Origin of the sequence: Citrobacter sp. C5_2 (assembly GCF_014596845.2) — a bacterium.
Classification (GTDB): Bacteria; Pseudomonadota; Gammaproteobacteria; order Enterobacterales; family Enterobacteriaceae; genus Citrobacter; species Citrobacter werkmanii.
Genome location: NZ_CP115032.1, coordinates 3,047,729 through 3,071,642, shown reverse-complemented (window position 1 = coordinate 3,071,642; position 23,914 = coordinate 3,047,729). Strand labels below are relative to the sequence as shown.

Sequence of the window (23,914 nt, the reverse complement as noted above, 5' to 3'; positions counted from 1 at the left end):
TGTTTGTCTGCCCGCTCCCTTAACACCCAGGAGCGGGCATTTTTTTAGGCTACCGTTGTTTTGCTAAGCGACAGATTTCCCGTCAGCCTTATTACCAGCGCAAGCGCACCGCTGATGGTTGCCAGCGTCACCACACCTTCCCAGTTTGCCAGCGCATAGACCTGACTCCCGAGAACGGAACCCAGCGCCATACCAATGAACACCATAGTAAACAGCAGCGCATTCAGACGGCCCCGGGCCTGAGGCTCCAGGCCATAAACCAGGTTCTGGTGGGCAACCAGGCTGGATTGCAATCCGAGATCAAAACCGACCGCCGAAACAGCAATCAGCAACCACTGCCCCTGTACTGGCAGGGCGGGTAACAAGAACATCAGTGCGAAAGAGACGGTTACCAGCAAAGCACCTAACTGCGTCACTTTTGCTGCGCCCACTTTATCGGCCAGATGACCCGCCAACGGCGCGGCAAGCGCACCGGCGGCTCCCGCGATACCAAACGCGCCCGCCATCGCGCTACCCATGTGATAATGTTCAGATAACATCACCGCCAGCGTGGACCAGAAAGCGCTGAAGGCTATGGACAGAAAGCCCTGTGCCAGCGCCGCGCGGCGCAATGCGGGATACCGTTGCCAGAGCTGCGCCATAGAGAGCATCAATGACGGGTAGCTCAGCGTAGAATGGGCCGTAAAACGAGGCAGTACCTTCCACATAATTACGGTAATCATGGCAATACTGGCGGCGGCAAGTTGGTACATCTCACGCCAGCCAAACGCTTCACCCACCAGTCCGCTAACGGTACGCGAGAGCAAAATCCCCAACAGCAGGCCTGTCATCACCGTGCCCACCGTTTTTCCCTGTTTGCCTTCCGGCGCCAGAATAGCCGCCGCGGGAACGATATCCTGCGCCATTGTTGCCGCCATGCCCATCAACAGGCTCACTATTAGCAGTGAATGTAACTGCCCGGTAAAGCTGCATGCCAGAAGCAGTACGGCAAGAGAGATACTTTTCAGCAGGATTAATGTCCGGCGGTCATAACGATCGCCCAATGGCAATAAAAACAAAATACCCAGCGCGTATCCCGCCTGGGTCAGCGTCGGAACCAATCCCATGCCAGTAATACTTAAGTCCAGATCCTGACCCATTAAAGGCAGAAGGGGCTGGGCATAGTAGATAGCGGCAACGCTGAATCCGGCTCCTAACGCCAGAACGAAAATGACCCAACGGGAAAGTGCGGTGTGTGTGTTCACAAATGATTCCTCAATCACAGGATGTGCGGCTATTTTTATCCTTCTGCGGGTGGTGCGGTAGCGAGCGCAGTGGTAAAACAGTTATACGTCAGGCGTATGAAGAAACTGGTAATGATAAAAACTGAACGTATAGATAGGGTGGAATTGATGCGCACGTTTGTGCGTATCGTTGAAGCAGGATCGCTTTCGGCAGCGGCAAAACAGATGGGGACAACGCAAGCGACGGTAAGCCGACGGTTGCAATCCCTGGAAACTCTGCTGGGTGTGAAACTGATCATGCGTACCACGCATGCGATGAAATTAACCGACGATGGAGAGCGCGGATACCAGCACGCCAAAAATATCATCGATGCCTGGCTGGCGCTGGAAGATGGACTTAATGTCACGGAAGATGAACCGGTGGGGACGTTGCGCGTACGGGCGCCGCATGCGTTTGGACAGCAACAGCTCCTTGAGCCGCTGTTGCAGTTTCTTTCCCGCTATCCACAGTTATCGGTGGAGTGGATGCTTAACGACAAAACCGTTGATTTCCTGAGCGATAATATTGATTGCGCGATTCGGGTTGGCGCGGAAGTCGATCCGGCCACGGTTTCCGTTTTACTGGCTGAAGTTCCGCGTAGCATGGTGGCGAGTCCTGTATTGCTGGAGCAATATGGCGAAATTTCGCACCCTGAGCAGTTATCCGTGCTGCCGTGGATTGCAGTGAACACGTTTTTTCAGCATAGCGTTTCGTTGCTACACCAGGCGCGCAATGAACCTGTCACGCTGACTATTTCACCCAGATTAAGTACTGACAGTATTTATGTGGCAAGAAATGCCGCGCTGGCGGGGCTGGGGGTGACGATTGTTTCAAGCTGGATGGTTGAAGAAGATATCGCCAACGGACGTTTAGTTATGCTGCTACCCGAGTGGCGGGCAGCCTCGTTGCCGGTGCATCTGGTTTATCCATGGGCGCGTTACTATCCGACACGGTTGCGCAAATTTTTAGCGTTAATGAAGGATGTGATGCCACAATTAACCGGGATGAAACGCGTCGAGCCGATATAAAAAAGCCGACCCTAAGGTCGGCTTTGATGTTGATTATGACTTATTCAACCGGCTGCGGGCGTGTTGCCGGCGCAGTGGCCTGATGCGTGGCGCTGTGTCCACCGGCGGCGCCTTTGCCTTCAAAGGTGAATGGCGGGCGCTGCCAGTCGCTATGACGCGGCGCTTCTGGCACATAATCCGGCGCGGGAGCGCGGGTCATCGGCGCAGTCGCATGGCTGTGAAGGTGCTCGGCGTCAACGCTTGTTGCGACAACGTCAGACTTAACGACTTCAGCTTCTACAACCGGCGCAGCAACAACTTCCTGCGGCGCAGCGACTTCTTCCACAACAGGTGCTGCTTGCGCGACTTGTGCGACTTCTTCAACCACCTCCGGCCGGGAGACAACGATTTCCGCAGGCTCTTCAGCCGGGGTTTCAGCGACCGGTTGAGCTTCAGCGGCGATCTCTTCAGCTACAGGTGCGTCAGATTCAGCGATAATTTGCGGTTGTTCTTCAACCGGGGTCGCAATGACTTCCGGATGCGTGGTTTCAACAATGGCAATCTGAGGTTCCGCTACAACGTCCTCTGGCTGCACGGCTTCAACCGGCGCAGGAGTGTCCGCAATGTGCTCAACGGCAGCCGCAGCAACCTGAGGCTCTACTGCGACAGAGGCAGTTTGCTCCTGGTGAATTTCCTGCTCGCGTTGTTCTGCAACCTGCTGATCCTGCGGACGAACGACAGGGTAGCTGATCCATACTTTACCGGACGCCAATTCAGGAGAAGCACAGGCGACGGTCAGCGGCATTGGCGACTGAGCCGGATAACGCTCGTCACGATAACGACGACGACGCTGTCCACTTACGCGCAGATGGCGAGGGGAACGGCGGGAACGACGTGGCATACCGTTGGAGTCACGCGCTTCGCTGTTGTCTTCCTGCTCAGGTGCGACAACGGCTGGCAGATCAACTTTCGCCAGTTCGGTACGCGGAGTCGGTACGGACTGCTCAACGGGTTGAGCGACAACGACCTCAGCTGCCGCAGCGGTAGTTGCCACTTCGGCTTCAACCGCCGTGCTGTCTGTATAACGCACTTTCTGGTTCAACTGACGCTGTTTACGACGGGTCTGAGGCTGACGTACGCGCTCTTCCTGCTCGGTATCCTGCGCTTGCTGTTCAGCCAGGTTCAGCTCTTTAACTTCCTGCTGCGCCTGACGCTTGTCATCGTTGCGGCGACGGTTGCGCTCACGACGCGGGGTCTGCTGCTCATCACCTGATTTCGCTTTGTCAGCGACATCACTGGATTGCTGGCGATTATCGCGCGCTTCCGCATTTTGCTGCTGGGCCTGACGACGGTTACGACGATTGTCATCGCGGTTTTCGCCGTTTTCCGCACGTTCGTTACGGTTGTCACGATCGCCACGGTTATCGCGGTTATCACGACGATCGTTACGATCGCGACGATTATTTTGACGTGGTTTACGGCGGTCCTGCTGACGTTCCGTCTTCTCTTCAGCTTTCGGTACAGGTTGTTCAACCGGCTTCGCTTCTTCGTTACCGCCGAAGATAGACTTCAGTGCGCTGAAGAAACGGCTAATCAAACCAGGCTGAGAGGCTGTTGCTGCGGTGGCGGCAGCAGCTTTAGGCGCAACGGCTTTAACAGCGGGTTCTTGCACGGTTGGTGCTGGCGGCACGTCTGGCATAGCAAAGGTCGCGAGTGCCGGTTGCTCTGGCTGTTTACGCTCGACATACTCTTGTTCTGACGGCAGTTCCATTGCTTCTTCGTGCAGCTTCGGCAGCAAGTAGCTCAGGGTTGGCGTTTCTTCGCCTTTGCGGACGCGCAGCACGGAATAGTGCGGGGTTTCCATCTGATCGTTTGGCACGATTACACAGCGCACGCCATTCTGACGCGTCTCAATAGCGTTGACCGCAGTACGCTTTTCGTTGAGCAGATAAGAGGCAATTGGCACAGGAACGATAGCGTGAACTTCCTGGGTATTCTCTTTCAGCGCTTCTTCTTCAATCAGACGCAGAATAGACAGCGACAGAGATTCGTTATCACGCACGGTACCGGTGCCGGAGCAGCGCGGGCAGACGTGATGGCTGGACTCACCCAGCGACGGGCTCAGACGCTGGCGGGACATCTCCAGCAGGCCGAAGCGAGAAATATGGCTGATCTGAATACGCGCTCGGTCCTGACGCACGGCTTCACGCAGGCGGTTTTCAACCGCACGCTGGTGGCGAACCGGCGTCATATCGATAAAGTCGATGACAATCAGGCCGCCGAGGTCGCGCAGACGCAGCTGACGTGCAATTTCATCGGCTGCTTCCAGGTTGGTGTTGAATGCGGTTTCTTCGATGTCGCCGCCGCGGGTCGCGCGGGCGGAGTTGATATCGATAGCGGTAAGGGCTTCAGTGCTGTCGATGACGATGGAGCCGCCGGACGGCAGACGCACTTCGCGCTGGAACGCGGACTCAATCTGAGATTCAATTTGATAGTGGCTGAACAGCGGGATTTCACCGGTGTACAGTTTGATTTTGCTGCTGAAATCCGGACGACCCAGCGCGGCGATGTGCTGACGCGCCATCTCCATGACTTTCGGGTTATCAATGAGGATTTCGCCAATATCCTGACGTAAATAGTCACGGAATGCGCGGACGATGACGTTGCTTTCCTGGTGAATCAGGAACGGAGCAGGGCGGCTGTCGGCGGCTTTTTGAATGGCTTCCCAGTGTTTCAGGCGGAAGCTCAGGTCCCATTGCAGCGCTTCGGCGGATTTGCCGACACCTGCGGTACGCACAATAAGCCCCATACCATCAGGCAGTTCCAGGCTTGCCAGCGCTTCTTTTAATTCGGTGCGGTCGTCGCCTTCAATACGACGGGAGATGCCGCCCGCGCGCGGGTTGTTCGGCATCAGAACCAGATAACTACCCGCCAGGCTGATAAAGGTGGTCAGCGCAGCGCCTTTATTGCCGCGTTCTTCTTTATCGATCTGAACAATGACTTCCTGACCTTCACGCAACACATCTTTAATGTTGGGACGACCATGGGAGTTGTAGTTAGCGGGGAAGTATTCGCGGGCAATTTCTTTTAACGGAAGGAAACCGTGACGTTCAGCGCCGTAATCAACAAAAGCAGCTTCCAGACTCGGTTCAATACGGGTAATTTTACCTTTATAGATGTTGGCTTTTTTCTGTTCGTGTCCGGGACTTTCGATATCCAGATCGTACAGACGTTGCCCATCTACAAGGGCGACACGCAACTCTTCCTGCTGAGTCGCGTTAATTAACATTCTTTTCATCGTAACTTACTCATTATTCTTACATTGACGACTAAGCTGCGGGCAGAGTAATGCCTTTCCGGGTGTGAACCGATGGCCTCGTGTCTATTAGCGTCGCCAACCTCACGGTTATCGTCAGCTCAAAGAGGCGCAGAGTGTCGGTTGCCTGTATTTCATACGGAAACACAGCGCAATTATCAGGGGAACAGTCTGGGTGTTACTCTCCAGAAAAGCTTCCTTATTACCGGTAAGGACTGCAACCCGCAGCCCGCTAACTGCCTGAAAGATCAATACGTCTTACGCCATTGCTGCGTTGATGATCGGTCGGGCAAAATTGGGTCATTCCGGAAAAGGTCTTGTTTTAACAAGATTCAACACGGAGACAACCTCATTATTCCACTGCTAACCTTGTTATAGCAAGATGACTTTTGCCATTTATCACCCGGTTACTCACAGTTTTTTCACTTCCGCGTAGTGATTGGTTTAATAACCACCAAATCGGTTATGTCAAACTTAAGTAATAGGGTATAGCAGTTAATATAAGCATAGAAAAATGTGTGGCGCGAATCTTGATGGCTATTTAAAATCGGCCCCCATGAAAACAGAGACTCCAGCCGTAAAAACAGTTGCTATCACTGCCGACGAAGCAGGGCAACGCATCGACAACTTTTTACGCACTCAACTTAAGGGTGTGCCGAAAAGTATGATTTATCGCATTTTGCGTAAAGGCGAAGTGCGGGTGAATAAAAAGCGCATTAAACCCGAGTACAAACTCGAAGATGGGGACATTGTGCGTATTCCACCTGTGCGTGTCGCCGAACGTGAAGAAGAGACTATTTCCCCAAATCTGCAGAAGGTTGCGGCGCTGACTGATGTCATTTTATATGAAGATGATCATATTCTGGTGCTTAACAAACCTTCAGGAACGGCCGTACATGGCGGAAGCGGATTAAGCTTCGGTGTTATTGAAGGTTTACGCGCGTTACGTCCGGAAGCGCGTTTCCTCGAACTGGTGCATCGCCTGGACCGCGATACCTCCGGTGTGCTGCTGGTTGCTAAAAAACGCTCAGCCTTACGTTCATTGCATGAACAGCTGCGTGAAAAAGGGATGCAAAAAGACTACCTGGCGCTGGTGAGAGGCCAGTGGCAGTCGCATGTCAAAACCGTGCAGGCGCCGCTGTTGAAGAACATTTTGCAAAGCGGCGAGCGTATCGTGCGGGTGGATCAGGAAGGCAAACCGTCGGAAACACGCTTTAAGGTGGAAGAGCGCTATGCGTTTGCCACGCTTGTGCGCTGTAGCCCGGTTACAGGGCGCACGCACCAGATCCGTGTGCATACCCAATATGCCGGGCATCCGATAGCCTTTGACGATCGCTATGGCGACCGTGAGTTCGATAAACAACTCGCGGATACCGGACTGAACAGGCTGTTCCTTCATGCCGCGGCGTTGAAATTCACCCATCCGGGGACGGGCGAAGTGATGCGTGTTGAAGCGCCGATGGATAAACAGTTGAAGCGCTGCCTTGAGGTGTTACGTAGCAAAGCCTGATGCGCGTTGCTTATCAGGCCTGCAATCGCGTTATGCGCCGTAGGCCTGATAAGACGCATCGCGTCGCCATCAGGTAGATTAACTAGGCGTTAAGCGGGTTCATCTCTTCCCGGCGCAGCATTTGACACAATGCGATCAGCGGCAGGCCGATCAGCGTATTGGGGTCGCGACCCTCGAGACGCTCAAAGAGAGCAATACCTAACCCCTCACTTTTAAAACTGCCGGCACAATGTAGCGGGCGTTCTTTGCGCAGGTAATCATCAATTTCCGTTTCGCTTAGATGCCGAAAATGAACGTCAAACGGCTCGACCTCAGTTTGTAAATGTCCGGTAGCTGAATTATAAAGCGCCAGTCCGGTGTAAAACGTCACAATATTGCCACGGGCTTTGAGTAATTGTTGGCGCGCATTTTCTTCTGTTAATGGTTTGCCGGTTATTTCACCATCAAGAACACAAATTTGATCGGAGCCAATAATCAGATGCGCTGGATAACGTTGGGCGAGAGATTGCGCTTTTTGTTGCGCCAGTCGCGAGACTAAATGGCGTGGCGCTTCGCCGGGTAACGGCGTTTCATCCACCTCAGGAGCCGCGCATTCAAACGGAATTGCCAGTTTTTCAAGTAAAGCGCGACGCCAGGGAGAGGTCGAGGCAAGTATAAGTTGAGGCATATTTTTCCCCTCGCATATAGCGTATTGATGAGAGCCATTTTAAACTATGGACTTCGTCCTACAAGCTGGCTGTATTGGCTTGTCTTGAGCGATTTTAAGTCGATGACCCGCAATGTGTGCGAATTATTGGCAAAAGGCAACCTCAGGCTGCCTTTTTCTTTGACTATATGACGTTACAAAGTTAATATGCGCGCCCTATGCAAAAGGTAAAATTACCCCTGACTCTTGATCCGGTTCGTACGGCTCAAAAACGCCTCGATTATGAAGGTATCTATACTTCTGATCTGGTTGAGCGCGTCGCCGATTCTGTGGTCAGTGTGGACAGTGATGTGGAATGCTCCATGTCGTTCGCTATCGATAACCAGCGCCTTGCCGTGATAACCGGTGATGCGAAAGTGTCGGTTACGCTCGAATGTCAGCGTTGCGGGAAACCGTTCCCACTTCATGTTCACACAACATATTGTTTTAGTCCTGTCCGTTCTGACGAACAGGCTGAAGCACTCCCGGAAGCGTATGAGCCGATTGAGGTTAACGAATTCGGTGAAATCGATCTGCTTGCAATGGTTGAAGATGAGATTATCCTCTCCTTGCCGGTAGTTCCGGTGCATGATTCTGAACACTGTGAAGTGTCCGAGGCGGACATGGTCTTTGGCGAATTGCCTGATGAAGCGCAAAAACCAAACCCATTTGCCGTATTAGCCAGCTTAAAGCGTAAGTAATTGAGGAGTAAGGTCCATGGCCGTACAACAGAATAAACCAACCCGTTCCAAACGTGGCATGCGTCGTTCTCATGACGCTCTGACCGCAGTCACCAGCCTGTCTGTAGACAAAACTTCTGGTGAACAACACCTGCGTCACCACATCACTGCCGACGGTTTCTACCGTGGCCGTAAGGTAATCGCTAAGTAATCACGCATGACTCAATGGATTTCCCGCTTCGGTGAGAAAGACAGAGAGCGCACGCGTGATGAAGCTTAGTGAGGCTTTCCCCGGGTAACTGGGGAAACACCTAACCGGGCAGCGACGATACCTTGACACATCTAACCCTGGCGTTAGATGTCATGGGGGGAGATTTTGGCCCTACCGTGACAGTGCCTGCAGCATTGCAGGCACTGAATTCTAATTCGCAACTCACACTTCTTTTAGTCGGGGATCCCGATACAATCACGCCATTACTTGCCAAAGCTGACTTCGAACAACGTTCACGTCTGCAGATTGTCCCTGCTCAGTCAGTTATTGCCAGTGATGCCCGGCCCTCGCAGGCTATTCGCGCCAGTCGTGGAAGCTCAATGCGTGTTGCCCTGGAGCTCGTGAAAGAAGGTCGAGCGCAAGCCTGTGTGAGTGCTGGTAATACCGGCGCGCTAATGGGACTTGCGAAGTTATTGCTCAAACCCCTTGAGGGTATTGAGCGTCCTGCGTTGGTGACGGTGTTACCGCATCAGCAAAAGGGTAAAACGGTGGTGCTGGATTTAGGCGCCAACGTGGATTGTGATAGCACGATGTTGGTGCAATTTGCCGTTATGGGTTCCGTGCTGGCAGAAGAAGTCGTTGGGATTGCTAATCCTCGCGTTGCGTTGCTCAACATCGGCGAAGAAGAAACGAAAGGTCTCGACAGTATTCGGGATGCTTCTGTGGTGCTAAAAACAATCCCTTCCATTAACTATATAGGCTATCTTGAAGCCAATGAGTTACTGACTGGCAAAACTGATGTACTGGTCTGTGACGGCTTTACAGGTAATGTCACATTAAAGACGATGGAAGGTGTTGTCAGAATGTTCCTTTCACTGCTGGAATCTCAGGGTGAGGGCAAAAAACGGTCGTGGTGGCTGCTTTTATTAAAACGTTGGTTACAAAAAAGCCTGACAAGGCGATTTAGTCACCTCAACCCCGACCAGTATAATGGCGCCTGTCTGTTAGGATTGCGCGGCACGGTGATTAAGAGTCATGGTGCGGCTAATCAGCGAGCATTTGAGGTCGCGATTGAACAGGCAGTGCAGGCGGTGCAGCGACAAGTTCCTCAGCGAATTGCCGCTCGCCTGGAATCTGTATACCCAGCTGGATTCGAACTGCTGGACGGTGGCGAAAGCGTAAACTCACGACCGCACAGATAATAGCGCGTTTGTGAAAGCTGTCAGCGTACCAGCGTTTTGCTCGTGGCGGTATATAACCAAAAAGTGACTGAGCGTACATGTATACGAAGATTATTGGTACCGGCAGCTATCTGCCTGAACAAGTGCGTACTAACGCCGATTTGGAAAAAATGGTCGAGACATCTGATGAGTGGATCGTCACTCGTACAGGTATCCGTGAACGCCACATTGCAGCGCCAAATGAAACAGTTGCGACGATGGGCTTTGTCGCCGCAAACCGTGCGCTGGAAATGGCGGGCATCGACAAAGAAGAAATTGGTCTGATTGTGGTTGCCACCACATCATCCACACACGCATTTCCAAGCGCGGCATGCCAGATCCAAAGTATGCTGGGGATCAAAGGCTGTCCGGCGTTTGACGTTGCGGCCGCTTGCGCCGGTTTTACCTATGCCCTTAGCGTTGCCGATCAGTACGTTAAGTCTGGCGCAGTGAAGCATGCGCTGGTTGTTGGATCAGATGTTCTTGCTCGTACTTGTGATCCAACCGATCGTGGAACGATCATTATCTTTGGTGACGGCGCGGGCGCGGTGGTACTGAGCGCATCCGAAGAACCGGGTATTCTCTCCACGCATCTGCATGCTGATGGTCGTTACGGTGAATTGTTGACGCTGCCTAACGCCGATCGCGTAAATCCGGATAACCCGATCCACCTGACGATGGCGGGTAACGAAGTATTTAAAGTCGCGGTGACCGAGCTTGCCCACATCGTTGATGAAACGCTGGAAGCCAATAATCTCGACCGTTCTGCGCTGGACTGGCTGGTGCCGCATCAGGCAAACCTGCGCATTATCAGCGCGACAGCGAAAAAGCTGGGCATGTCGATGGATAATGTCGTCGTTACACTGGACAGGCATGGCAATACGTCCGCGGCTTCCGTACCGTGCGCACTGGACGAAGCCGTCCGCGACGGGCGTATCAAAGCCGGGCAGTTGATATTGCTTGAAGCCTTCGGGGGTGGATTCACCTGGGGCTCCGCGCTGGTTCGTTTCTAGTATAAGGATTTTAACATGACGCAATTTGCATTTGTGTTTCCGGGGCAGGGTTCCCAGACCGTTGGGATGTTGTCTGAAATGGCAGCAAGCTACCCAATTGTTGAAGAAACTTTTGCTGAAGCATCAGCTGCGCTGGGCTATGATCTGTGGGCGCTGACTCAGCAAGGTCCGGCAGAAGAACTGAATAAAACCTGGCAGACGCAGCCAGCGCTATTGGCTGCATCTGTCGCGCTGTATCGCGTATGGCAACAGCAGGGTGGTACAACACCTGCGCTGATGGCAGGTCACAGCCTGGGCGAATACTCTGCGCTGGTATGTGCGGGCGTAATTGATTTTGCCGATGCCGTCCGTCTGGTTGAACTGCGCGGCAAATTCATGCAGGAAGCCGTACCGGAAGGTACTGGCGGCATGTCTGCGATTATTGGTCTGGACGATGCCTCTATCGCTAAAGCGTGTGAAGAGTCTGCTGAAGGGCAGGTCGTTTCTCCGGTTAATTTCAACTCGCCGGGTCAGGTGGTTATCGCCGGGCATAAAGAAGCGGTAGAACGTGCAGGTGCTGCTTGTAAAGCCGCTGGCGCCAAGCGTGCGCTGCCGTTGCCGGTCAGCGTGCCTTCTCACTGCGCGCTGATGAAACCTGCCGCTGAGAAACTGGCCGTTGAATTGCAAAAAATCACTTTCAACGCGCCGACTGTTCCAGTTGTGAACAACGTCGACGTGAAGTGTGAAACTACCGCAGACGCGATTCGCGATGCGCTGGTTCGTCAACTGTACAGCCCGGTTCAGTGGACCAAAACCGTTGAGTTTATGGCATCTCAGGGCGTAGAGCACCTGTATGAAGTGGGGCCAGGTAAAGTTCTCACCGGTTTGACGAAACGTATTGTTGACACCCTGACCGCTTCGGCACTGAATGAGCCGGCAGCGCTGTCTGCGGCGCTAGAGCAATAAAAGAGGAAGCCCATGAATTTTGAAGGAAAAATCGCGCTGGTAACCGGTGCAAGCCGTGGAATTGGCCGCGCAATTGCAGAAACACTCGTTGCCCGTGGCGCGAAAGTTATCGGTACTGCAACCAGTGAAAGTGGTGCGCAGGCCATTAGCGATTACTTAGGTGCAAATGGTAAAGGTCTGATGTTGAATGTGACCGATCCGGCATCTATCGAATCTGTTCTGGAAAATATTCGCGCAGAATTTGGTGAAGTCGATATTCTGGTCAATAATGCCGGGATTACTCGTGATAACCTGTTAATGCGCATGAAAGATGACGAGTGGAACGATATCATCGAAACCAACCTGTCATCTGTTTTCCGTCTGTCAAAAGCGGTAATGCGAGCTATGATGAAAAAGCGTCATGGGCGTATTATCACTATCGGTTCTGTGGTTGGTACCATGGGAAATGCGGGTCAGGCTAACTACGCTGCGGCGAAAGCAGGTCTGATCGGCTTCAGTAAATCACTGGCGCGCGAAGTTGCGTCCCGTGGTATTACTGTAAACGTTGTTGCTCCGGGCTTTATTGAAACGGACATGACGCGTGCGCTGTCTGATGATCAGCGTGCGGGTATACTGGCGCAGGTTCCTGCGGGTCGCCTTGGTGGCGCTCAGGAAATCGCCAGTGCGGTTGCATTTTTAGCTTCTGACGAAGCAAGTTACATCACAGGTGAGACTTTGCACGTCAACGGCGGGATGTACATGGTTTAACCACGATTGAAAAATATTTGCGTTATTAGGGGGAATGGCCTCAAAATAACGTAAAATCGTGGTAAGACCTGCCGGGATTTAGTTGCAAATTTTTCAACATTTTATACACTACGAAAACCATCGCGAAAGCGAGTTTTGATAGGAAATTTAAGAGTATGAGCACTATCGAAGAACGCGTTAAGAAAATTATCGGCGAACAGCTGGGCGTTAAGCAGGAAGAAGTTACCAACAATGCTTCCTTCGTTGAAGACCTGGGCGCAGATTCTCTTGACACCGTTGAGCTGGTAATGGCTCTGGAAGAAGAGTTTGATACTGAGATTCCGGACGAAGAAGCTGAGAAAATCACTACCGTTCAGGCTGCCATTGATTACATCAACGGCCACCAGGCGTAAGTGAACATCTCCAGGCGGTCATTCGACCGCCTGAGTTTTATCTTTTTATCCCACTTGAATTATTTTCCCTCCCTGGAGGACAACCGTGTCTAAGCGTCGTGTAGTTGTGACCGGACTGGGCATGTTGTCTCCTGTCGGCAATACCGTAGAGTCTACCTGGAAAGCTCTCCTTGCCGGTCAGAGTGGCATCAGCCTGATCGACCATTTCGATACTAGCGCCTATGCAACGAAATTTGCTGGCTTAGTAAAGGATTTTAACTGTGAAGACATTATTTCGCGCAAAGAACAGCGCAAGATGGATGCCTTCATTCAATATGGAATTGTCGCTGGCGTTCAGGCCATGCAGGATTCTGGCCTCGAAATTACGGAAGAGAACGCTCACCGTATTGGCGCCGCTATTGGCTCCGGTATTGGCGGTCTCGGTCTGATCGAAGAAAACCATACCTCTTTGGTAAACGGTGGACCGCGTAAGATCAGCCCGTTCTTCGTTCCGTCGACGATTGTTAACATGGTGGCAGGTCACCTGACCATCATGTACGGCCTGCAAGGGCCAAGCATCTCCATCGCGACCGCCTGTACTTCAGGCGTACATAACATCGGTCATGCCGCACGTATCATTGCATACGGTGATGCAGACGCGATGGTTGCGGGTGGTGCTGAAAAAGCCAGTACACCGCTTGGCGTGGGTGGTTTTGGCGCGGCACGCGCGCTGTCTACGCGTAATGATAACCCGCAAGCGGCAAGCCGCCCGTGGGATAAAGAGCGTGATGGCTTCGTGTTGGGCGACGGCGCAGGCATGGTGGTACTGGAAGAGTACGAGCATGCGAAAGCGCGCGGCGCAAAAATCTATGCTGAAGTCGTTGGTTTTGGCATGAGCAGCGATGCTTACCACATGACGTCACCACCGGAAAACGGTGCAGGCGCTGCGCTGGCAATGGTCAACGCGCTACGCGATGCGGCTATCGAAGCGGGTCAGATCGGCTATGTCAACGCGCATGGTACGTCTACGCCTGCAGGCGATAAAGCTGAAACCCAGGCAGTGAAATCTGTCTTTGGCGATGCAGCGAGCCGCGTGATGGTTAGCTCAACCAAATCCATGACCGGTCACCTGTTAGGCGCTGCGGGCGCGGTAGAGTCTATTTTCTCTATCCTGGCGCTGCGCGACCAGGCTATTCCGCCAACCATCAACCTGGATAACCCGGATGAAGGTTGTGACCTGGACTTCGTTCCTCACGAAGCGCGTCAGGTGAGTGGTTTGGAATATACTCTGTGTAACTCCTTCGGCTTCGGTGGTACCAACGGTTCTTTGATCTTTAAAAAGATTTAAGTCTCGTCAGGTGATGCGTTAGCATCGAAATAAAACTGAAAAGGTCCGCTTGTCGGGCCTTTTTTTATTCGGTTTTTCACCCTTGTCCTGTGTTACTCATCCTGCCAAACTAGCGGACCAGATATAAGGAGCCTCCATGTTCTTAATTAATGGCTGCAAGCAAAATCTGCTGGCCGTAAGCGATCGAGCGACCCAATTTGGCGATGGTTGTTTTACTACCGCGCGAATTATCGACGGCGAAATTTGCCTCTTTGCAGCGCATCTTGCGCGTTTACAAGACGCTTGCCAAAAGTTGCTGATCGCTTTTGAACAGTGGTCAGAACTGCAAGATGAAATGAAAATGCTGGCTCAAGGACACGCGCGTGGTGTATTGAAAGTCATTATTAGCCGCGGTAGCGGCGGTCGGGGATACAGCGGCGCAAATTGTCACAACGCCACCCGTATTCTCTCTGTTTCAGCCTGGCCCGAACATTACGATCGTTGGCGCCATGAAGGGATTACGCTGGCGTTAAGCCCAGTGCGTCTGGGGCGTAACCCTATGCTTGCCGGACTTAAGCATCTGAATCGCCTGGAGCAGGTATTGATTCGCTCTCATCTTGAGCAGACGGATGCCGATGAAGCGCTGGTTCTTGACAGCGAGGGATGGGTTACGGAATGCTGTGCGGCTAATTTGTTCTGGCGTAAAGGTAATGTGGTTTACACTCCCCGGTTGGATCAGGCCGGAGTGAACGGCATTATGCGACAATTCTGTATCCGTATGCTGGCACAATCACCGTTCAGTCTTGTCGAAGTGTATGCCGGGTTGGAGGAGATTATGCAAGCCGATGAAATCGTCGTCTGTAACGCATTAATGCCGGTTATTCCTGTGCGTACCTGTGGCGACACGATGTTGTCTTCACGTTTGTTATTCGATTTTTTAGCCCCACTTTGTGAGCACCCGAATTAGTCATGAAAAAACTGTTACTCGTTGTCCTGTTATTGCTGGTTGTGCTGGGCATTGCCGCGGGCGTAGGCATGTGGAAAGTTCGCCATCTGGCGGACAGTAAGTTATTGATTAAAGAAGAGACTATTTTTACGCTGAAAGCGGGTACAGGCCGCCTGGCTCTCGGTGAACAACTGTATGCGGATAAGGTTATCAATCGTCCGCGTGTCTTCCAGTGGCTGCTGCGTGTGGAGCCTGACCTGTCGCATTTTAAGGCGGGTACCTATCGCCTGACGCCCGACATGACGGTACGAGAAATGCTGCTATTGCTGGAAAGCGGTAAAGAGGCCCAGTTCCCGTTACGTCTGGTGGAAGGGATGCGCCTGAGTGATTACCTCAAACAACTGCGCGATGCGCCCTATATCAAACATACGCTGAGCGACGATAACTACGAGACTGTCGCTCAGGCGCTGAAGCTGGAAAACCCGCAGTGGGTGGAAGGCTGGTTCTGGCCCGATACCTGGATGTATACCGCGAATACGACCGACGTAGCACTGCTAAAACGTGCGCATCAAAAGATGGTTAAAGCGGTGGATACCGTCTGGGAAGGGCGCGCTGATGGTTTGCCTTATCAGGATAAAAATCAGCTAGTGACAATGGCCTCGATTATTGAAAAAGAAACTGCGGTTGCCAGCGAGCGCGACCAGGTGGCCTCGGTCTTTATTAACCGCTTACGTATTGGCATGCGTTTACAAACCGATCCGACGGTGATTTACGGCATGGGGACACGGTATAATGGCAAATTGTCGCGTGTGGATTTAGAAACGCCAACCGCCTATAACACCTACACCATCACCGGGCTGCCGCCTGGCCCGATTGCCATGCCGGGAGAGGCCTCGTTGCAGGCTGCCGCACATCCGGCAAAAACGCCGTATCTCTATTTCGTGGCAGATGGTAAAGGCGGCCACACATTTAACACCAATCTTGTCAGCCATAACCGGTCAGTACAGGATTACCTGAAAGTGCTTAAGGAAAAAAATGGGCAGTAACTATATCGTCATCGAGGGCCTGGAAGGCGCCGGAAAAACCACTGCGCGTAATGTGGTGGTAGAGACACTTGAGCAACTCGGTATTCGTGACATGGTTTTTACCCGCGAGCCTGGTGGAACGCAGCTCGCTGAGAAACTAAGAAGTCTGGTGCTGGACATTAAGTCGGTAGGCGACGAGGTCATTACCGACAAAGCCGAAGTCCTGATGTTTTACGCCGCGCGCGTACAGTTGGTCGAAACCGTTATTAAACCTGCGCTGGCGAGAGGCGCATGGGTCATTGGCGATCGTCACGACCTGTCGACCCAGGCATATCAGGGCGGTGGCCGCGGTATCGATCAAAACATGCTGGCAACGTTACGTGATGCGGTACTCGGAGATTTTCGCCCGGACCTGACGCTCTATCTGGATGTCACTCCAGAAGTCGGATTGAAGCGTGCGCGTGCGCGTGGCGAACTGGACCGTATTGAACAGGAATCTTTCGATTTCTTTAATCGTACCCGAGCGCGCTATCTTGAACTGGCTGCCAAAGACGCCAGCATTCGTACTATTGACGCTACGCAGCCGCTGGAGGCTGTGATGGCTGATATTCGCAATACCATTACTCAGTGGGTGAAGGAGCAGGGCGCATGAAATGGTACCCATGGTTACGACCTGATTTTGAAAAACTGGTAGCGAGCTACCAGACGGGTCGTGGTCACCATGCGTTACTGATTCAGGCGTTACCCGGCATGGGCGACGATGCGCTGATTTACGCGCTCAGTCGCTATTTAATGTGTCAGCAGCCGGAAGGACATAAAAGCTGCGGACACTGCCGCGGCTGTCAGCTGATGCAGGCGGGGACCCATCCGGACTACTATTCGCTGCTGCCGGAAAAAGGCAAAAGCACGCTGGGCGTTGACGCGGTACGCGAAGTCAGTGAGAAACTGTACGAGCATTCACGCCTGGGCGGGGCGAAAGTGGTGTGGATCCCGGATGCCGCCCAGTTAACCGATGCCGCCGCTAATGCGTTACTGAAAACGCTGGAAGAACCTCCGGCGCAGACCTGGTTCTTCCTCGCCAGTCGCGAACCTGCGCGTTTATTGGCCACGCTGCGTAGCCGCTGTCGGTTATATCACCTTGCACCACCGGCAGAGTCATACGCTATCTCCTGGCTTACCCGTGAAGTGACGGCGTCACCGGAAGCATTGTTGAGCGCATTACGTCTGAGTGCGGGGTCGCCGGGTGCGGCATTAACGTTGTTACAGGCTGAAAGCTGGACGCACCGCAAAGAGTTCCTCGCCGCGCTGGCGAACACCCTGCAATCAGGCGACTGGTATATCCTGTTAGCGGCGCTCAACCACGATCAGGCTGCCGCTCGTTTACACTGGCTGGCCACGCTGTTGACGGATGCCCTAAAGCGTTCCTATGGGATTTCCCATTTAACCAATCCTGATGCTCAGGATCTCATCTCTTCTATCGCCGGGCGGTTATCCGTCGCCCAGATACAGGCGATACTCGGTGATGTTTGTCATTGTCGTCAGCAGTTGCTGAACGTGACGGGCATAAACCGTGAACTGGTATTAACCGATCTTATTCTCCGTATTGAGCATTACCTGCAACCAGGCACCGTACTGCCTGTTCCTCATCTTTGAGAGAGACATTATGTTTTTAGTCGACTCACACTGCCATCTTGATGGCCTGGATTATCAATCTCTGCATAAGGACGTGGATGACGTGTTGGCGAAAGCGGCCGCACGCGATGTGAAATTTTGTCTTGCCGTCGCGACCACCCTGCCTGGATACCGCAGTATGCGTGAACTGGTTGGCCAACGTGACAACGTGGTTTTCTCCTGCGGTGTGCATCCGTTAAATCAGGATGAAACTTATGATGTTGAAGACCTGCGTCGTTTTGCCGCCGAAGACGGTGTGGTAGCGATGGGAGAAACTGGGCTGGATTATTTTTACACGCCGGAAACGAAGGTGCGCCAGCAGGAATCTTTCATCCACCATATTCAGATTGGCCGCGAGTTACAGAAACCGGTTATCGTGCATACCCGTGATGCCCGAGCCGATACGTTATCAATTCTGCGCGAAGAAAAGGTGACGGATTGCGGCGGCGTACTACACTGTTTTACAGAGGACAGAGAAACGGCGGGCAAATTGCTGGATCTCGGCTTTTATATCTCGTTTTCCGGCATCGTCACGTTCCGTAATGCTGACCAACTGCGTGATGCTGCCCGTTATGTTCCTCTGGATCGTTTGTTAGTTGAGACGGATTCTCCGTACCTTGCGCCGGTGCCGCATCGTGGAAAAGAGAACCAACCTGCCATGACGCGTGACGTTGCGGAGTATATGGCCGTAGTGAAAGGTGTTGCCGTGGAAGAACTGGCGCAGGCAACCACTGATAACTTTGCCCGCCTGTTTCACATCGATGCTTCTCGCCTGCAATCAGTCCGTTAACTGACTTTTTTTAAAGCTCGTAATTAATAACTAAAGCGAGTAAAGTTCACCGCCACAAAATGGGCGGTGAATAACCAGTTAGACACATTCAGAAACTCATTTTATCGGAATGTGCGTATTTTGCGGCCATTCACAACTGAATTGTGATAGCCGTCAAACAAATACAGACTGAATTATTTTACTCTGTGTAATAAATAAAGAGCACTTAGATGCTCTGTCCACGGCGAGGCTCTCCCCCCTTGCCAATGCGTGAGAACGTAGAATACACAAAATCATTCAAGCGGCATCAAGGCGGCAAGTGAGTGAATGACAGGAGCTTACTCGAGTAAGTGACTGGAGTGAATGAGCGCAGCCAACGCTGAGGCGGTTTGAAGGATGAAGTGTATAAGCACAAATACTCAGGAGCACTCCTAATTATGTTTAAGAATGCATTTGCTAACCTGCAAAAGGTCGGTAAATCGCTGATGCTGCCGGTATCCGTACTCCCGATTGCAGGTATCCTGCTGGGTGTCGGTTCCGCTAACTTCAGCTGGCTGCCAGCCGTTGTATCGCACGTAATGGCAGAAGCAGGCGGTTCTGTTTTTGCGAACATGCCGCTGATCTTTGCCATCGGTGTTGCGTTAGGCTTCACCAACAATGACGGCGTATCTGCACTGGCATCCGTTGTTGCCTACGGCATCATGGTTAAAACCATGGCTGTTGTTGCGCCGCTGGTTCTGCATTTACCTGCTGAAGAGATCGCCGCTAAACACCTTGCTGATACGGGTGTTCTCGGGGGGATTATCTCCGGTGCGATTGCAGCGTATATGTTCAACCGTTTCTACCGTATCAAATTGCCTGAGTATCTCGGCTTCTTTGCGGGTAAGCGCTTCGTTCCTATTATTTCTGGTCTGGCTGCCATCTTCACAGGCGTGGTTCTGTCCTTCATTTGGCCGCCGATCGGTACTGCTATTCAGACGTTCTCCCAGTGGGCTGCATACCAGAACCCGGTAGTGGCGTTCGGTATCTATGGCTTCATTGAACGCTGCCTGGTGCCGTTTGGTCTGCACCATATCTGGAACGTTCCATTCCAGATGCAGATCGGTGAGTACACCAACGCTGCGGGTCAGGTATTCCACGGTGATATCCCTCGCTATATGGCGGGCGACCCGACTGCGGGCAAACTGTCCGGTGGCTTCCTGTTCAAAATGTACGGTCTGCCGGCTGCCGCTATCGCTATCTGGCACTCTGCTAAACCAGAAAACCGCGCGAAAGTGGGCGGTATTATGATCTCCGCGGCGCTGACCTCGTTCCTGACCGGTATTACCGAGCCGATCGAGTTCTCCTTCATGTTCGTGGCGCCGATCCTGTACATCATCCACGCGATTCTGGCTGGTCTGGCATTCCCGATCTGTATCCTGCTGGGTATGCGTGACGGGACATCGTTCTCTCACGGTCTGATCGACTTTATCGTTCTGTCCGGTAACAGCAGCAAACTGTGGCTGTTCCCGATTGTCGGTATCGGTTATGCGATCGTTTACTACACCATCTTCCGTGTGCTGATCAAAGCGCTGGATCTGAAAACGCCAGGTCGTGAAGATGCGACCGAAGACAGCAAAGCGGGTGCGTCCGGCGAAATGGCTCCGGCTCTGGTTGCTGCATTCGGTGGTAAAGAAAACATCACTAACCTCGATGCGTGCATTACTCGTCTGCGCGTTAGCGTGGCTGACGTTGCCAAAGTGGATCAGGCTGGCCTGAAGAAACTGGGTGCGGCGGGTGTCGTGGTTGCTGGTTCCGGTGTCCAGGCGATCTTCGGTACCAAGTCCGATAACCTGAAAACTGAAATGGATGAGTACATCCGTAACAGCTAAGCAGTAAGACGTTGGGGAGAACTAAGGCAGCCTGCGGGCTGCCTTTTTTATTGCCTTAATTGGCCTGAACGCGAATGGGCGCAGTGGCGGCGAACAGCCACGGACGGGCTTCTGCGTTTACGCGTGGGGACAACGTCTCTCTGACCTGCTGGTGGTAATCATCAATCCACTGTTTCTCAGCATCGCTCAGCAGATGCAATTCCACCAGGTTCAAATCAATCGGCACCAGCGTCAGCGTTGAGAAACGGCAGAAGCCCGGACGGCTGTTGATAATCTCCACCTGATTCTCAATGCGGATCCCATATTGCCCGGCCAGATAATAACCCGGTTCGATGGTGATGATATTGCCCGCGACCAGAGGCCATGGGTTAACTTTTTTGGCAATGCGATGGGGTTGTTCATGGATTAGCAACTGATGGCCCACGCCGTGTCCGGTACCATGATCAAAATCCAGTCCCAAATCCCACAATGCCCGCCTACTGAAGGCATCCAGTTGATGGCCCTGAGTACCGCTGGGAAACTGCAGTGAAATAAGTGACAAAAAGCCTTTCAACACGGCGGTGTAGTGCAAGCGTCGCTGCGGATCCTGTGGGCCAAATGCCAGGGTGCGCGTCGTATCCGTTGTACCATTATGATACTGACCACCGGAATCATTCAGGTACATGGCCTGCGAGGTAATTGGCGTATTGGTTTTTTCGCTGGAGTGGTAATGACACATCGCCGCATTGCTGGCAGAGGCTGAAATCGTGCTGAAACTCTGCTCGATAAATCCCGGCTGCTGCTGGCGAAACTCCAGCTGTTTCGCCTGTGCTTCCAGTTCGGTGATTGGATTGCCCGCCGCTTCGCGTAAAGGGACCTCATGGGCCAGCCATGCGAGGAAGTTAACCCAGGCGGCGCCATCCTGTTCATGGCATTCCCGATAGCCTGCCAGTTCAACGTCATTTTTGTGCGCTTTCATTAATGTAATAGGGTCGGGGGCCCACAGGACGTGGCCGCCATGTTCTTCTATGGCAAAACGCAATGCTACCGGAGCGTAGTCTTTATCGACCAGAAAGCGCTTCCCATTTGCCAACTGCTGGCAGCGAGCCAGAAAGCTCTCTTGCGGGGCCAGCGTAAGCGTATCCAACAGCGATGCGGGGAGTTGCTGTGTTTTATTGCTATCGACAAACCATTCCAGTTCGCCGCTGCGATGGAGCAGGGCAAATGAGAACGGCACCGGAACCATAGCAAGATCCGAACCACGGACATTAAGCAGCCAGGCAATGTTGTCCGGCAGCGTAATCGCCAGCACATCGGCCTGATGTTGAATGAGTTGCTCCACGACGCGGGCACGTTTCTGTGCGCTGCTCTCACCGCTGATGTCGAGGGGCATTTCGCGAATGATGCCGCAAGGCGCAGCCGGACGATCTAACCATACCTGGTCGAAGGGATCTTGCTCCAGAGGCACCAGCTCGCAGTGGGTAGCCGACAGCGCTTCAAACTGGCTGTTAACCATCAGCAGCGGCTCAAAGCCGATACGTGTACCCGCTGCAATGTGAGACTGCAAATAGTCTGCCAGCGGTTCGTCGTGTAAATGGTGAATTTCAAAATCATCCAGCGAGACTTCATTGCGCACCTGGACCTGATAGCGCCCATCGACAAATATTAATGCGCGGTCGCGCAGGACCAGCGCGAGTCCCGCTGAACCGCTAAAACCAGTCAGCCAGGCCAACTTATTATCATGCGGCGTACAATCTTCACTTTGGTGAGCGTCGGCGCGCGGGACAATCATACCATCCAGCCCCTGCGCTATCAGCAGGTTACGCAGGGCGGAAAGAGGGGTTGAGTTGTGCATAGTTACCTCAGGCCTTAACGGAACGGCGGTTCGTTGAACGTACGTAATTTACGGGAGTGCAGTCGATCGCCTTCGGCGCGAAGACGATCGATAGCCCGGATACCTATTTGCAGATGCTCGGAAATGGCGCCTTCATAAAAACGGTTGGCCTGACCAGGTAGTTTAATCTCGCCGTGCAGCGGTTTGTCGGAAACGCAAAGCAATGTGCCGTAGGGGACGCGGAAGCGGTAGCCCTGTGCGGCGATAGTGGCGCTTTCCATATCGATAGCTACCGCACGGCTGAGGTTAAAGCGCAGCGCAGAGGCGGAGTAACGTAATTCCCAGTTTCGATCGTCGGTGGTGACAACGGTACCGGTACGCAGGCGCTGTTTGACCTCTTCGCCGGGCATGCCGCTGACCTCTTTGGTCGCGTCATACAGCGCGCGTTGCACTTCAGCGATGCTCGGAATCGGAATATCCGGTGGGAGTACAGCATCCAGCACGTGGTCATCACGCAAATAAGCGTGGGCCAGAACATAATCGCCAATTGCCTGACTTTCACGCAGGCCGCCACAGTGCCCAATCATCAGCCAGACATCAGGGCGCAGTACGGCGAGATGATCGCAAATAGTTTTGGCGTTAGACGGGCCGACGCCGATATTCACCAGCGTGATCCCCTGACCATCAGCGGTAATTAAATGCCAGGCGGGCATCTGGTGTTTCTTCCAGGCGAGATCGGAGATGGCTTCTTCTGGCGCTTCGGTTTCGGCGGTGATCCAGATCCCGCCCGCGCATGACAGTGCGATATACGGGCTGTCCGGGTCGAGGATCTGGCTGCAGCCCCAGCGTACGAACTCATCGACATAGCGGGTGTAGTTGGTGAACAGCACAAAGGGCTGGAAATGTTCAACCGGCGTGCCCGTGTAATGACGCAGTCGCGCCAGCGAAAAATCCACGCGTCGGGCATCGAAGTGAGACAGCGGAGAAAATTCCGCCGGATGAAAAATCCCGTCCGCCGTTTCGTCACCAATCTGCGACAATTCAGTGGTGGGGAAATGACGCGTTAATCCGGCGCTCATCGAGCGATCCAACGTCAGTTCTGAACCGTCAATCACATAGGGATAGGGGATTTCATGCTGCGATGGCTCAACGGAGATATGCGCATCATAATCCTGATACAGCAGCGTGAGCTGTTCTTCAAGATAAGGACGAAAGAGCGACGGACGGGTAATGGTGGTGGTATAACAACCCGCATGGGTAAAACGGCCATAGGCGCGCGTTTTGGGCGGATTAGTGGCGCTGCCATCCCAGGTGACACGAAGTGACGGGTAGACAAAAAGACCGTTCTGGCGGGCGATTACGTCAGGGAGGGTCCCTGTTTCAATATACTTACCAATGGCGCTACGTAGTGATTTAACCGACTGTTCGTACAGCGCGTCCAGTTTATCCAGTGCCTGAGCCGGGGTCAGGCTGGCGCCCTTATTGTTCATGTCTGTCTCCTTGTTCCACAGATATACCGCTCTC

Annotated in this window: 21 protein-coding genes; 16 read left to right on the top strand and 5 right to left on the bottom strand. The window is 53.1% G+C overall.

The features are described from left to right. Positions 1 to 44 precede the first annotated feature (44 nt). Positions 45 to 1,244, bottom strand: coding sequence for an MFS transporter (locus tag ICA20_RS15080; protein WP_038639721.1), 1,200 nt, complete (start codon positions 1,242 to 1,244; stop codon positions 45 to 47). A 21-nt stretch (positions 1,245 to 1,265) separates the two neighbouring features. Here ICA20_RS15080 and ICA20_RS15075 point away from each other — a divergent pair, with 21 nt between their 5' ends. Then, positions 1,266 to 2,291, top strand: a complete 1,026-nt coding sequence (locus tag ICA20_RS15075) for a LysR family transcriptional regulator (protein ID WP_071888122.1) — start codon at positions 1,266 to 1,268, stop codon at positions 2,289 to 2,291. Between the two features lie 40 nt (positions 2,292 to 2,331). Here ICA20_RS15075 and rne read toward each other — a convergent pair whose 3' ends face one another. After that, positions 2,332 to 5,568, bottom strand: a complete 3,237-nt coding sequence (gene rne, locus ICA20_RS15070; protein ID WP_038639727.1) for a ribonuclease E — start codon at positions 5,566 to 5,568, stop codon at positions 2,332 to 2,334. 574 nt (positions 5,569 to 6,142) lie between these two features. Here rne and rluC point away from each other — a divergent pair. After that, positions 6,143 to 7,096, top strand: coding sequence for a 23S rRNA pseudouridine(955/2504/2580) synthase RluC (gene rluC, locus ICA20_RS15065; RefSeq protein ID WP_173781982.1), 954 nt, complete (start codon positions 6,143 to 6,145; stop codon positions 7,094 to 7,096). An 82-nt stretch (positions 7,097 to 7,178) separates the two neighbouring features. Here rluC and ICA20_RS15060 read toward each other — a convergent pair whose 3' ends face one another. Next, the gene (locus ICA20_RS15060) at positions 7,179 to 7,763 is read right to left on the bottom strand and encodes a nucleoside triphosphate pyrophosphatase (protein WP_038639734.1); all 585 of its coding nucleotides are present in this window, start codon (positions 7,761 to 7,763) and stop codon (positions 7,179 to 7,181) included. Between the two features lie 197 nt (positions 7,764 to 7,960). Here ICA20_RS15060 and yceD point away from each other — a divergent pair, with 197 nt between their 5' ends. The 14 genes from yceD to ptsG all read left to right on the top strand — a co-directional run bounded on the left by yceD (position 7,961) and on the right by ptsG (position 20,577). Continuing rightward, positions 7,961 to 8,482 (top strand): 23S rRNA accumulation protein YceD, encoded by a 522-nt coding sequence (gene yceD, locus ICA20_RS15055; RefSeq protein WP_003036239.1) that lies wholly within the window; start codon positions 7,961 to 7,963, stop codon positions 8,480 to 8,482. 16 nt (positions 8,483 to 8,498) lie between these two features. Further along, positions 8,499 to 8,672 carry a 50S ribosomal protein L32 gene (gene rpmF, locus ICA20_RS15050; RefSeq protein WP_003036242.1) on the top strand — a complete coding sequence of 58 codons (174 nt, stop codon included), beginning with the start codon at positions 8,499 to 8,501 and terminating at the stop codon, positions 8,670 to 8,672. Between the two features lie 122 nt (positions 8,673 to 8,794). Beyond that, entirely contained in the window at positions 8,795 to 9,874 is a 1,080-nt protein-coding gene (gene plsX, locus ICA20_RS15045) for a phosphate acyltransferase PlsX (protein ID WP_071888123.1), read from the top strand. Positions 9,875 to 9,951: 77 nt separating this feature from the next. Next, positions 9,952 to 10,905: a beta-ketoacyl-ACP synthase III gene (locus ICA20_RS15040; RefSeq protein WP_038639740.1), complete on the top strand. Its 954-nt coding sequence runs from the start codon at positions 9,952 to 9,954 to the stop codon at positions 10,903 to 10,905. Positions 10,906 to 10,920: 15 nt separating this feature from the next. Further along, positions 10,921 to 11,850, top strand: a complete 930-nt coding sequence (fabD, locus tag ICA20_RS15035; RefSeq protein ID WP_038639743.1) for an ACP S-malonyltransferase — start codon at positions 10,921 to 10,923, stop codon at positions 11,848 to 11,850. Between the two features lie 12 nt (positions 11,851 to 11,862). After that, positions 11,863 to 12,597: a 3-oxoacyl-ACP reductase FabG gene (gene fabG, locus ICA20_RS15030; protein ID WP_006685074.1), complete on the top strand. Its 735-nt coding sequence runs from the start codon at positions 11,863 to 11,865 to the stop codon at positions 12,595 to 12,597. Between the two features lie 155 nt (positions 12,598 to 12,752). Continuing rightward, a complete protein-coding gene (acpP, locus tag ICA20_RS15025) occupies positions 12,753 to 12,989 on the top strand; it encodes an acyl carrier protein (RefSeq protein ID WP_000103754.1) in 237 nt (78 codons plus the stop codon). An 85-nt stretch (positions 12,990 to 13,074) separates the two neighbouring features. After that, positions 13,075 to 14,316: a beta-ketoacyl-ACP synthase II gene (fabF, locus tag ICA20_RS15020; RefSeq protein ID WP_038639753.1), complete on the top strand. Its 1,242-nt coding sequence runs from the start codon at positions 13,075 to 13,077 to the stop codon at positions 14,314 to 14,316. A 136-nt stretch (positions 14,317 to 14,452) separates the two neighbouring features. Next, positions 14,453 to 15,262 carry an aminodeoxychorismate lyase gene (gene pabC, locus ICA20_RS15015; protein ID WP_038639756.1) on the top strand — a complete coding sequence of 270 codons (810 nt, stop codon included), beginning with the start codon at positions 14,453 to 14,455 and terminating at the stop codon, positions 15,260 to 15,262. A gap of 2 nt (positions 15,263 to 15,264) precedes the next feature. Next, on the top strand, positions 15,265 to 16,287 hold the full coding sequence (yceG, locus tag ICA20_RS15010; RefSeq protein WP_038639759.1) for a cell division protein YceG: 1,023 nt from the start codon (positions 15,265 to 15,267) through the stop codon (positions 16,285 to 16,287). Next, complete coding sequence (gene tmk / locus ICA20_RS15005; RefSeq protein WP_038639762.1) at positions 16,277 to 16,918, top strand: dTMP kinase; 642 nt, start codon at positions 16,277 to 16,279, stop codon at positions 16,916 to 16,918. The genes yceG and tmk overlap by 11 nt, the downstream gene beginning before the upstream one ends. After that, a complete protein-coding gene (gene holB / locus ICA20_RS15000; RefSeq protein ID WP_038639765.1) occupies positions 16,915 to 17,919 on the top strand; it encodes a DNA polymerase III subunit delta' in 1,005 nt (334 codons plus the stop codon). Before tmk ends, holB begins: the two co-directional genes overlap by 4 nt. Before the next feature lie 10 nt (positions 17,920 to 17,929). Continuing rightward, on the top strand, positions 17,930 to 18,727 hold the full coding sequence (locus ICA20_RS14995; RefSeq protein WP_038639768.1) for a metal-dependent hydrolase: 798 nt from the start codon (positions 17,930 to 17,932) through the stop codon (positions 18,725 to 18,727). Between the two features lie 416 nt (positions 18,728 to 19,143). Next, positions 19,144 to 20,577 (top strand): PTS glucose transporter subunit IIBC, encoded by a 1,434-nt coding sequence (gene ptsG, locus ICA20_RS14990; RefSeq protein ID WP_003036277.1) that lies wholly within the window; start codon positions 19,144 to 19,146, stop codon positions 20,575 to 20,577. A gap of 55 nt (positions 20,578 to 20,632) precedes the next feature. Here ptsG and ICA20_RS14985 read toward each other — a convergent pair whose 3' ends face one another. Continuing rightward, positions 20,633 to 22,411 (bottom strand): aminopeptidase P family protein, encoded by a 1,779-nt coding sequence (locus tag ICA20_RS14985; protein ID WP_038639771.1) that lies wholly within the window; start codon positions 22,409 to 22,411, stop codon positions 20,633 to 20,635. Positions 22,412 to 22,425: 14 nt separating this feature from the next. Next, a complete protein-coding gene (locus ICA20_RS14980) occupies positions 22,426 to 23,880 on the bottom strand; it encodes an AMP nucleosidase (RefSeq protein ID WP_038639774.1) in 1,455 nt (484 codons plus the stop codon). Positions 23,881 to 23,914 lie beyond the last annotated feature (34 nt).

Excerpts from the sequence above, each read along its gene's own strand:
- tmk (WP_038639762.1), top strand. The coding sequence starts at position 16,277 with ATGGGCAGTAACTATATCGTCATCGAGGGCCTGGAAGGCGCCGGAAAA.
- fabG (WP_006685074.1), top strand. The coding sequence starts at position 11,863 with ATGAATTTTGAAGGAAAAATCGCGCTGGTAACCGGTGCAAGCCGTGGA.
- ICA20_RS14995 (WP_038639768.1), top strand. The coding sequence starts at position 17,930 with ATGTTTTTAGTCGACTCACACTGCCATCTTGATGGCCTGGATTATCAA.
- ICA20_RS15075 (WP_071888122.1), top strand. The coding sequence starts at position 1,266 with ATGTGCGGCTATTTTTATCCTTCTGCGGGTGGTGCGGTAGCGAGCGCA.
- ICA20_RS15040 (WP_038639740.1), top strand. The coding sequence starts at position 9,952 with ATGTATACGAAGATTATTGGTACCGGCAGCTATCTGCCTGAACAAGTG.
- rne (WP_038639727.1), bottom strand. The coding sequence starts at position 5,568 with ATGAAAAGAATGTTAATTAACGCGACTCAGCAGGAAGAGTTGCGTGTC.
- pabC (WP_038639756.1), top strand. The coding sequence starts at position 14,453 with ATGTTCTTAATTAATGGCTGCAAGCAAAATCTGCTGGCCGTAAGCGAT.
- rluC (WP_173781982.1), top strand. The coding sequence starts at position 6,143 with ATGAAAACAGAGACTCCAGCCGTAAAAACAGTTGCTATCACTGCCGAC.
- fabD (WP_038639743.1), top strand. The coding sequence starts at position 10,921 with ATGACGCAATTTGCATTTGTGTTTCCGGGGCAGGGTTCCCAGACCGTT.
- holB (WP_038639765.1), top strand. The coding sequence starts at position 16,915 with ATGAAATGGTACCCATGGTTACGACCTGATTTTGAAAAACTGGTAGCG.
- rpmF (WP_003036242.1), top strand. The coding sequence starts at position 8,499 with ATGGCCGTACAACAGAATAAACCAACCCGTTCCAAACGTGGCATGCGT.
- ICA20_RS15060 (WP_038639734.1), bottom strand. The coding sequence starts at position 7,763 with ATGCCTCAACTTATACTTGCCTCGACCTCTCCCTGGCGTCGCGCTTTA.
- ICA20_RS14985 (WP_038639771.1), bottom strand. The coding sequence starts at position 22,411 with ATGCACAACTCAACCCCTCTTTCCGCCCTGCGTAACCTGCTGATAGCG.
- yceD (WP_003036239.1), top strand. The coding sequence starts at position 7,961 with ATGCAAAAGGTAAAATTACCCCTGACTCTTGATCCGGTTCGTACGGCT.
- yceG (WP_038639759.1), top strand. The coding sequence starts at position 15,265 with ATGAAAAAACTGTTACTCGTTGTCCTGTTATTGCTGGTTGTGCTGGGC.
- ICA20_RS14980 (WP_038639774.1), bottom strand. The coding sequence starts at position 23,880 with ATGAACAATAAGGGCGCCAGCCTGACCCCGGCTCAGGCACTGGATAAA.
- ptsG (WP_003036277.1), top strand. The coding sequence starts at position 19,144 with ATGTTTAAGAATGCATTTGCTAACCTGCAAAAGGTCGGTAAATCGCTG.
- acpP (WP_000103754.1), top strand. The coding sequence starts at position 12,753 with ATGAGCACTATCGAAGAACGCGTTAAGAAAATTATCGGCGAACAGCTG.